This window comes from Vibrio sp. V01_P9A10T6 (assembly GCF_963877065.1).
Classification (GTDB): domain Bacteria; phylum Pseudomonadota; class Gammaproteobacteria; order Enterobacterales; family Vibrionaceae; genus Vibrio; species Vibrio anguillarum.
In genome coordinates, this window is record NZ_CAWNTB010000019.1 from 1 (window position 1) to 9,758 (window position 9,758).

At 45.3% G+C, this 9,758-nt stretch carries 8 protein-coding genes and 1 pseudogene; 4 read left to right on the forward strand and 5 right to left on the reverse strand.

The annotated features are described in order from the left end of the window. Nucleotides 1–128: 128 nt before the first annotated feature. Nucleotides 129–1,475, reverse strand: a complete 1,347-nt coding sequence (locus tag AACQ21_RS01180) for a DEAD/DEAH box helicase (protein WP_026027154.1) — start codon at nucleotides 1,473–1,475, stop codon at nucleotides 129–131. 395 nt (nucleotides 1,476–1,870) lie between these two features. On the opposite strand from AACQ21_RS01180, the gene AACQ21_RS01185 reads away from it, so the two are divergent. After that, complete coding sequence (locus tag AACQ21_RS01185; RefSeq protein WP_026027153.1) at nucleotides 1,871–2,140, forward strand: Lpp/OprI family alanine-zipper lipoprotein; 270 nt, start codon at nucleotides 1,871–1,873, stop codon at nucleotides 2,138–2,140. 109 nt (nucleotides 2,141–2,249) lie between these two features. On the opposite strand, the gene AACQ21_RS01190 is transcribed toward AACQ21_RS01185, so the two are convergent. The 4 genes from AACQ21_RS01190 to AACQ21_RS01205 are packed head-to-tail and all read right to left on the reverse strand — an operon-like array spanning nucleotide 2,250 to nucleotide 6,384. Then, complete coding sequence (locus tag AACQ21_RS01190) at nucleotides 2,250–3,173, reverse strand: L,D-transpeptidase family protein (protein WP_017049254.1); 924 nt, start codon at nucleotides 3,171–3,173, stop codon at nucleotides 2,250–2,252. Between the two features lie 5 nt (nucleotides 3,174–3,178). Further along, nucleotides 3,179–4,591, reverse strand: coding sequence for a deoxyribodipyrimidine photo-lyase (gene phrB, locus AACQ21_RS01195; RefSeq protein ID WP_017049255.1), 1,413 nt, complete (start codon nucleotides 4,589–4,591; stop codon nucleotides 3,179–3,181). 16 nt (nucleotides 4,592–4,607) lie between these two features. Continuing rightward, a complete protein-coding gene (locus AACQ21_RS01200; RefSeq protein WP_019282545.1) occupies nucleotides 4,608–5,441 on the reverse strand; it encodes a MerR family transcriptional regulator in 834 nt (277 codons plus the stop codon). Beyond that, nucleotides 5,431–6,384 carry a YbgA family protein gene (locus AACQ21_RS01205; RefSeq protein ID WP_026027151.1) on the reverse strand — a complete coding sequence of 318 codons (954 nt, stop codon included), beginning with the start codon at nucleotides 6,382–6,384 and terminating at the stop codon, nucleotides 5,431–5,433. The genes AACQ21_RS01200 and AACQ21_RS01205 overlap by 11 nt, the downstream gene beginning before the upstream one ends. A 311-nt stretch (nucleotides 6,385–6,695) precedes the next feature. Between AACQ21_RS01205 and deoD the strand changes: the two genes are divergently transcribed. The 3 genes and pseudogenes from deoD to AACQ21_RS01220 all read left to right on the forward strand — a co-directional run. Then, on the forward strand, nucleotides 6,696–7,406 hold the full coding sequence (gene deoD, locus AACQ21_RS01210) for a purine-nucleoside phosphorylase (protein WP_013868368.1): 711 nt from the start codon (nucleotides 6,696–6,698) through the stop codon (nucleotides 7,404–7,406). A 60-nt stretch (nucleotides 7,407–7,466) separates the two neighbouring features. Further along, a complete protein-coding gene (locus AACQ21_RS01215; RefSeq protein WP_026028170.1) occupies nucleotides 7,467–8,936 on the forward strand; it encodes a lactate dehydrogenase in 1,470 nt (489 codons plus the stop codon). A 163-nt stretch (nucleotides 8,937–9,099) separates the two neighbouring features. Beyond that, nucleotides 9,100–9,758: pseudogene (locus tag AACQ21_RS01220) on the forward strand (hypothetical protein); the annotation flags it as partial.

The window sequence follows — 9,758 nt, forward strand, 5'->3', positions numbered from 1 at the left end:
GTATATAAAAACACCGCCAATTTGGCGGTGTTTTTATAATTAGGGTGAGGTTGTCTCAGCAAATACTGGCATTGAGTCCGTCAGCAGATTCGATTGACCGAAAGGTCACGCTGACAAGACGCTCGCTGTTACTCATCGTCAACTTTAGGTGCAACTCTCTTTTTCGGCACAAATACCGCATCACCCACTGCCACATTCTGATAAAAGGTTTTATCGCGTTTAACGGGCTTCTTATTGGCGGTGTGCGCCTTGGGCTTAGTACTTTTAGTCTTAGCGGCTGCGTTTTTCTTAAAGGCCGGAACGCGTGGTTTTAGTCCGGTAAATTTACCTTTCAGATCATCAAATTGAGAGAACTCGATATCTTGCTGCAAAAAGGCTTCCACGCGCTTGAAGCTGTCCCAGTCTTTTGGGCCAACCAGCGAGATTGCATCACCTTTATTACCCGCACGGCCTGTACGACCAACACGGTGCACATACTCTTCCGTATGTTTGGGCATATCAAAGTTAATCACGTGCGTCACGTTCGCGATATCAAGGCCGCGTGAAGCCACATCCGTCGTGACCAAAATTTTAAATACAGCGCGCTCAAACTGGCTCATGATGGTGTTGCGCTGGTTTTGATTTAAATTACCACTCAACGCAACAGCTTTCAGTTTCTGCTCGTTGAGTTTAAGCGTTAAACGCTCAGTATCAGAACGGGTCGCGGTAAAAATGATCACTTGTCGATATTCGGCTTCTTGCAGCACGCGTTCGAGTAAGGCTTCTTTGTGATCGAGATGATCGCAGAGGTAGAATTTTTGGGTGATGTCTTTATGCTCTTCGTTGACAACACCAATCGAAATGCGTTTTGGATCTTTAAGCAACTCGGTACCAAAGTCATTCACTTGGCCGTGATCAAGCGTTGCGGAAAACATCAGTGTTTGGCGACGACGGTGGTTCGCTGCATGATGAATACGGCGTAGTTCCGGAGCAAAACCTAGGTCCAGCATGCGGTCAGCTTCATCAAGGATCAGCGTATCTAAACCATCAAGACGCAACGAGCGGTGCTCTAAGTGATCCGCTAAACGACCGGGAGTCGCTACAATAAAACGGGGGAAACGGCGCAGTGCTTTTACTTGGTCGTTAAAGTTTTCACCGCCCACAATCAGCGTTGCTTCGTAGCTCAACCCACTGAGCATAGTACGCAGCTCACCGTACACTTGTTTGGCCAGCTCACGTGTCGGAGCGAGAATCAGAGCTCTAGGGTCTTTTGCTGATAACGCTTTAGTTTTGAGAGACTTATGCAGCATTGGCAAAACAAACGCTAATGTTTTACCCGAACCAGTCTTAGAGGATGCCAACAAATCTTTACCTGCAATCGCCACGGGAACCGCTTGTTGTTGGATCTCTGTCGCTTGTTTGAAGTCATAGTGTTTGAGGGTCTTCAATAAGCGATTGTCTAAGCCTAAATCTTTAAACTGCAAAGGATTCTCCAAAAATTTGTAAAGTTGCCACAATAAATAGGGCAAGAGGTCAAAATGAAAACGCAATATGATAGCCCGAAAGGCGCTTAGATAGATAGAGATCACATAAAAATAATCAGCACGCACACTTTTTCAAAGCATAAGAAGATAGAAAATACGTCTCTTAACGATGAGACATAGCGGAGTAAATGGGCATAAATTGAAATTCTTGGATTATTTTGACGTTCGGCTACTGGGTGAACGCTAGAATAGTGTCTACAATTGAGTTCGTCACTATATGATGATTTCCAAAAAAGCGTATACCCAAACGACTTGACGTTGCAGGTAAACAGCACCGCTGTAGCTTCAAGTAGGAAAAGTATAATAGGGCATCATTGATAATAATCTTACAAACAAGGAGTTCAATAATGAATAAGATGTTAATTGCAGCTGCAGCCTCTTCTGTACTTCTACTTGCTGGTTGTGCATCAGGCCCTGATGACGCAGCAATGACGAAAATGGATCAGCTAAGCAACCAAGTTAGCCAACTCAGTGATCAAATTTCTGCACTTAAGAGCGAGCAATCGACACTTTCGTCTAAAGTAAGCCAAGCGGCTGATGCCGCTGCCGCTGCGCAAGAAGAAGCGGCTCGTGCAAACGAGCGTATCGATAATATTGCTCAGTCATACACGAAATAATTTCGTTATATTCCATAGCTGAAATTCCTTAAAAGGCTTGTTAATTCAAGCCTTTTTTATTGCTGCTATTACATGGTTCACCATTAATGAACTCATCAACTTCTTTAAATTACTCCAATGAGGTTGAAAAATCTGCAGCCACAACTTCGACAGGCACACCATTTTGCGCCAAGATCACCGCTCTCGCTTTCGCATCTGATTTGTTAAATTCATCCAACCACCAGCGAAGTTCTTGCGGTACCTGCAACTCTTTTTTACTGCCGTTACTGCGCGTTAAAGGTTCATGAGCTTCAAGAAATACGCTTCGATCTGGCTCTAAGGCTAATTTTATCGGCTCATCAATTACTTTCACTTTCTCGCCACGCTGAACCTGCTTAAACAGCCATTCAATATCCTTGGGATCCATACGAATACAACCTGAGCTGACTCTCATACCAATACCAAAATCTTTGTTGGTACCGTGGATCAAATAATCACCCGCACCATAAGCGAGACGAAGCGCGTATTCGCCAAGCGGGTTATCTGGCCCAGCAGGCACCACCGCAGGCAGTTCAATACCTTTCGCTTTATATTCAGTGCGGATCGATTGAGGAGGTGTCCAAGTTGGGTTCGGCCGTTTTTGGCTGATAGTGGTTTCCATTTCGGGCGTGTCACGACCAATACGGCCAATACCGACGGGGAAAATATGCACTTTGCGTTTTTCAGGCTCAAAGTAATAGAGCCGCAGTTCCGCTAAGTTGATGACGATGCCTTCGTAAGCCACGTGCGGTAAAATAATTTGTGACGGAATGGTTAGCACAAACTCTTGCTGCGGCAAAAATGGGTCAATTCCTTTGTTAGCCGCCATCAAAGATAAAAACCCAACATCGTACTGTTTTGCAATTTGCGCTAAGGTTTCGCCCTGCTCAATCACGTGATATTGAGTTCGGCCAACCATGCTACTGCCTTCGGCAGGAAAATCATAAGTCGCGGCAAACGCGTTCACACTGAGCGCACCCCAGCAACAACACAAAGAGAGTAGCTTGCGTAGCATGGTGATCAGGTATCCTTGGCGTCTTTATAGATCTGTAAGGTTATCTCTCTTTCTACTTTATGATCAACCATTGGCGCGGGATATGACAAGGAATTGACGGCAGGGAATTTCCAAGGCGTGTGGATGTACTTATCTGGCAACGAAGCCAATTCAGGTACCCACTGACGAATAAAATCCCCTTTCGGATCAAAACGTTCCCCTTGGCTGGTAGGGTTAAAAATTCGAAAATAAGGTTGCCCATCACACCCTGTTGAAGCACACCACTGCCAACCGCCATTGTTGGATGCATAATCGCCATCCACTAATGTTTGCATAAAATATTGTTCACCAAGCCGCCAATCGATATGCAGATCTTTGGTTAGAAAACTGGCCACAACCATCCTTAATCGGTTATGCATCCACCCCGTTTTGTTCAGTTGGCGCATCGCCGCATCGACAATAGGGAACCCGGTTTGCCCCTGCTGCCAACGTTCAAAGGCCGTTGAGTTCTCCCACCAAGAGACATGTTTCCCCCAAGGTGCAAAATCTTTTCCTTTACAGAGATCAGGACGAAACCCGATCAGATGCTGATAGAATTCACGCCAAATGATTTCGCTCAGCCAAGTTTGCGCCCCTTCAGACAACCCAATATGTTGCGATTCAGCGTATAGACGCGCCATACATTGACGCGCAGAAAGCGCCCCTATTGCGAGATAAGGTGACAGTGCGCTGGTCGAATCCAACGCGGGAAAATCACGCTGCTGGTGGTAATTCTGTACCTTATCACGGCAAAACTGGCGTAATTTAGCGCGAATTGCATCGAACTCGACCACCCAATGATCACTGCTGATGCGTGGATAGCTGAACGAGCGGTGTTCGCTCCACAGCAACGGCTCAAGATCCTTTATGGGTTTATAATGTGCAGAAATAGGCGTTGGTAAAATTTGAGGAATAGCCGCTTGTGATAACCACGCTCGTTTAAAAGGCGTAAAGACTTTGAAATAATCACCTTGCTTGTTTTTGACCAAACCGGGGGCAATAATGCACTTATCGTCGTATGCTCGCCACTCGATCTGGCGCTCTAGGCAAAACTGGCTCGCCATCTCATCACGCTGCAACTCATTGATTTCATACTCGCGATTAACCAACACAGCGCTGGCATTAAGCTGCTTAGCAATAGTGGCAATCTGCTGCGCAGCATCAGCGTAATCATCAACTTCCTCATACAGCAGAGCAATATTGAGTGCTTGCAGTTCACGTTGCAGCTCAAATAAACGCCGATAAATAAGATCCGCCTGCATCGGAGCAAGATGGTGTTTTTGCCACTGTGCTGGCGTTGCAATGAATACGGCAACAACAGGTTCTTCGCCATCAATGGCGGCATGTAATGCCGTATTATCAACGGATCGTAAATCTCGGCGCAACCAGAGTAATTTCACTGTACATCCTTACTGATTAATCTAACGAATGGTGCAGACGAGCAACCACATCTGACAACGAAAGCTTATCTCCCAGTGAGATACGCAATTTCCGTAACGCTTGAACTTGCTGCTCGGTTAACGCTCGATTGGCAAACAGCGCAACCTGTTGGTAGTTTGCTAAAGCATCATGATCAACAAGAGCGGTAAGATCTTCGACACCATCTAAGATAGTGAGGTTATACCCAGCTTCCACCTTTCCCACGAACCATAACCAAGCCAGTATGCTCGATGTTGGATCAAGATTAACGCAAAGACATTTTCCTTTAGTTGCCGCTTTGTTTTCCGCTTCAATGATCGAGCTCAACTTGCTTATCATCAGTGCCTGAAAAAGCCCTTTTTGCAAACTGCGCAGCGGTCCTTTAACCCGCTCTAACGTGTCGATGACAGGAAAGACAAACTGCTGCTCAACAATCTCTAACGGATACTCTTTCAATACTGTAGCAATGGTTGATTCCGCTTTGCCTTTATTGAGATCCACTAAAGCTTGCAGCAATTGTTCTTGCTCTAAAAGCTCTGAACCATGATTTGCCAAAGTATCGATGATGCTTTCACTGCCACTGAGCAATGCACTCACTTTGCCAATCGAAACCCCTTTCGCCAGCCAACCTTGAATTATGCGAATCGTCGCAATATCCTCTTGTGAATAAAGACGATGCCCTTTTTCCGTGCGCTGTGGCTGAACGAGGTGATAGCGGCGCTGCCATGCACGCAAGGTAACGGGCTTTACTCCAGTCATCTCGGCAACGTCTCGAATAGCGTATAATTTTTCAGTCATCATGTTTTTAGTCAGTGGGTTCTCATAGTCCATAACGTAACCTTAGCGTTTGTGGATAAGGCGATAAATAGTGCTGTTGCTGCAGATAAGCATCGGGATACATTTTTATGTAATGTTTGAGCAACGTAATAGGCGCAAGTAAAGGAAGCTCGCCAGTTCGATAGTCATCAATCAATTGCGCTAACTCCACTTTCTGCTCTTTGTTTAAGGCTCGTTTGAAATAACCCTGAATGTGCATCAAAACATTGGTGTTATTTTTACGGCTCGCTCTGTGTTTAAGCGCATCCATTAGCCCTTGGCGATAGTGCTCAATAAAATACTGTGGCGGATGCTGCTTAACTTCAGCCACCAAACGGCCGAGTTCTCGATACGCTTGCGGGTGATGCGCCATTAACGTCAATTTGTAACGTGAATGAAAGGCCACCACTTTGCCCGGTGTCGGGTTGTCACCTATCGATTGATAAAAGTCATGTAAACAGTAGACACGCGTAATGAAGTTTTCGCGAAGCACAGGATCATGCAAACGGCCATCTTCCTCTACAGGCAACCACGGCATTTTACGCATCAAAGTGGCGGTATAAAGCCCAACACCCTCTTTGTCTGCTCGTTGATGCTTATAGACTTTGACTCTTTCCATGCCACATGTCGGGGATTTCGCACAAACGATATAACCACACAATTTCATCAATTCGAGCTCATCAACTTTTCGTTCTGAGAAATCGAACATGGCTTGCGTGTAATCTTTGGTTTCATCTTTAGTTTCAACCAGCGCTAAACGCTCTTCGTGAGAGATCAGGCGAATGGTAGGCCTTGGCACGGTTAAGCCAATCGCAACCTCTGGGCAAACGGGTATGAAAGAGAAATAATTCGTTAACTCTTTGGTCACAAAGTCACTCGCTTTGTGGCCAGAATCAAAACGGACTTGCTCTCCCAGCACACATGCACTGATCCCGATACGTATTTCTGGATTACTCATCGCCGCCTCATATACAAAAATATTTGTTGTATAATGTATAGCACACTCCAACCACCTTATACAAAATATATTTATGTACACATAAAAGGTAAACGTTTACCCAAATCGATTGCCTTACCACTTTCAACACTTTTAGTTATCAATGAGCCACAAAAAGGGTATTAACCTCCATTCTGTGACAAATCTCTCAAGGAACAGTGTCAGGTCTAGCTAGTATTGCCTCAACAAAACACATCAGATTCAACAGAATTAGTAATTTAATCCACTTATTGCGGATAAATCGCTGACTCGAAAACTTTGGAGTAACAACGATGGCAACCCCACACATTAATGCGCAAGTTGGTGATTTCGCTGAAACCGTTCTAATGCCAGGCGATCCATTACGTGCAAAATACATTGCTGAAACTTTTTTAGATGATGCTAAACAGGTTTGTGATGTTCGCAGTATGTTCGGTTATACCGGTACTTATAAAGGTAAAAAAGTATCCGTTATGGGCCACGGTATGGGCATTCCATCATGCTCGATTTATGTTCACGAGTTGATTTCAGAATACGGTGTAAAAAATATCATCCGCATTGGTAGCTGTGGCGCAGTTCGTGACGATGTCAATCTAATGGATATCGTTATTGGTATGGGTGCTTCAACCGATTCCAAAGTTAACCGCATCCGTTTTAACAACCACGATTTTGCCGCGATTGCGGATTACGGATTGCTTGAAACAGCTGTCAATCAAGCACGCGCACAAAACGTGCCCGTGAAGGTAGGCAACGTGTTTTCCGCTGATCTGTTCTACACACCTGAAGGTGATTTATTCGAAAAAATGAATAAGCTTGGCATCTTAGGTGTGGATATGGAAGCGGCCGGTATTTATGGCGTTGCAGCGGATCTAGGCGCAAAAGCATTGACGATTCTTACGGTGTCAGACCACATCATTCGCGGTGAGAAATTAAGCTCTGAAGATCGCCAAACCTCTTTTAACGACATGATGAAAGTCGCGCTTGAAACAGCGATTAGTATCTAATTTTTAAACCTCAGCTGCTCACCCAAATTGGCAGCCTTAAATTACCCCGAGGGGGCGATTGTGTCCAACGACCAACTACCCAAGGACGCAGATGGTTTACAACTCAACTTTTGTAAAACATTGGCGTGTGACAACTTTGGACTGAGTGAAGCCGAACGGTACGTTCTGCAGCGCGTAAACCCGAAGCGTCCAACGATGGTTTGTCGTGAATGTGGAGCTTTCCCCCCCTTACTTAACAACCGAGAAGTGTTAAACGAATTACACCGTTTAAGGCAGCTTCACAGCGACGGGTTGCCCGCTTGTCGCAGTGATGATTGCCAAAATTTCGGTTTATCTGTTCATACGCACAAACACCTCTATCACGCTTTTGGCTACAGCGGCGATCGCCAGCGATACCGTTGCAAAGCTTGTCAGAGTACCTTTGTTGATAAGTGGTCAGGAGCCAACAAAAAACTCGTTTTTCAAGAAACCTTACTCGGCCTACTCTTCATGAGTTATTCGGTGCGAGAGATTTGCCGTAAATTATCCATCAACCCAAAAACGTTTTATGATCATGTCGAGCACATTGCCAGTCGCTGTCGGCGAAAACTGGCCATGATTGATGCGCGTTGGGTGAATCATGCAAACCAATATGAACTGGCTTGCAATTACATCCCGCTCCAACCCCATAGCGACAACGGCGTATTGTGGTTTGCAACAGGTGAAGCCAAAACAGGTTACATACTCTGTCAGCACGTAAACTATTCCGCCAATGAAGAGCCTGCTGGCGAGCTTGATCACAACCCCTATCACTCGCCCGCGCGTTTTGTTTCTCGTGAACATTCATCCGAAGCGAATCTACCCACTCCTGACGCATCTCCGCTATTACGTGAGCGTATTGATCAGAAATACCAAACGATTTTAGCCCGTGGTAATGTTGAAGACCCCATGGGTAACCTCACCACTTTTCATTACCCTTCTAAAGGTGCCTTGATACGCCCTCCTTACACCTCTTATGCTCACTTCCTCCACGTGCTGGATTTGTGCCTTGAAGATAAGCGAGTTTCTATCTATCTGCCTCAAGATCCGGTTTTACGTTCTGCCGCATTGAGCGTCTGTTTGCCGCGAATCAAGCGTAAGAATGTTGACTTGATGTACGTTGAGGAAGATCCGCAATGGCAAAATGGACATTCCGTGAATAAAACGGACATTGTTCACATGGGATGGTGGCGAGATCGCTGGGCTATTGCCAATCAGGCACAGGCTGCCAAAGGTGTTTGCTATTTGGCAGGAGACAATCCAACACCCGAAGCTTGGCTCGATAAAGCATCGATTAAGCAAACAGAGTTCTATCAAAAACGCTTCCAACTGTTGTTCGAAAGCTTTATCAACGAACCGAGGCGCAAACTTCGCCCTGGCGGCCTACAACCAATGCTGGATATTTTTCGTGCTTGGCACAATCTGTGCTACCAAGATAAACATGGATTCACCGCCGCCCAAAATTTGGAATTAACCAAACATCCACTGACATTGAAAGAGCTACTCTCTTAGATTTTTAGGTTATATTTAGACTGTGGATTGTGAAGTAGCGCAGATTATTGTGGTAATGAATAACCAATGCACCCACTTTTGGGAAAGTAAATAGTGCGCTTTAACGTTGGCTTCATATAATGAATCGGTGACTTAGGCTTCTTACTTTTGAGGAACAGCCCGTTTGGATAAAAGCCAATACCTTCTTGAAATTGAAATAGAACAGCTTAGAGCCCGTATTGAAACTGAGCCGGAGAAGGTGTCGATCGTCGCGGAGCAGTGTTTATTGAGAGCACAGCAGATCTTTTTCCCAGAAGGGGCGATTCAATGTTTGATCATTTTATCTCGCTGCGCTTGGTGTCTAATGGACTACCGTGTGGGTTTAAAATACATTAAAGAAGCCTTATCCACTCAAAATACCCTCGATACTGATGATTGCCTTCCCGAAATTCTGCATATTCACGCGCTGCAACTTTGGGGTCAGGCAAAATATTATACCGCCCAACAATATTGGATAAATGCCTTAGAACAATCAGCTCTGGTTGATGAAGTTGATATCCAGATAGAGTGCCTCATTGGTCTGGGTAATGTTTGGCGTATTACCAACGAATATCAACTTTCATGTTCAACACACGAGCTAGCCGTTAAAGTCGCTAATAATGCCCGTATCCATTGGTTAGAAGGCAAAGCCCGTATTCTGTGGGCATGGGATCTCTATCTACTTAACCAATACATCGATATGCTGACCGTACTCGATGGTGCCGAAGAAGCGCTACAGGATCATCCCGATAAAACTTGGCAAGCCGAGGTTTGGGATTTTCGCGGCTTAGCACTGCTCGGGCT

Coding starts and splice junctions, on each gene's coding strand:
- AACQ21_RS01185 (WP_026027153.1), top strand. CDS start 1,871: ATGAATAAGATGTTAATTGCAGCTGCAGCCTCTTCTGTACTTCTACTT.
- AACQ21_RS01190 (WP_017049254.1), bottom strand. CDS start 3,173: ATGCTACGCAAGCTACTCTCTTTGTGTTGTTGCTGGGGTGCGCTCAGT.
- AACQ21_RS01200 (WP_019282545.1), bottom strand. CDS start 5,441: ATGGACTATGAGAACCCACTGACTAAAAACATGATGACTGAAAAATTA.
- AACQ21_RS01205 (WP_026027151.1), bottom strand. CDS start 6,384: ATGAGTAATCCAGAAATACGTATCGGGATCAGTGCATGTGTGCTGGGA.
- deoD (WP_013868368.1), top strand. CDS start 6,696: ATGGCAACCCCACACATTAATGCGCAAGTTGGTGATTTCGCTGAAACC.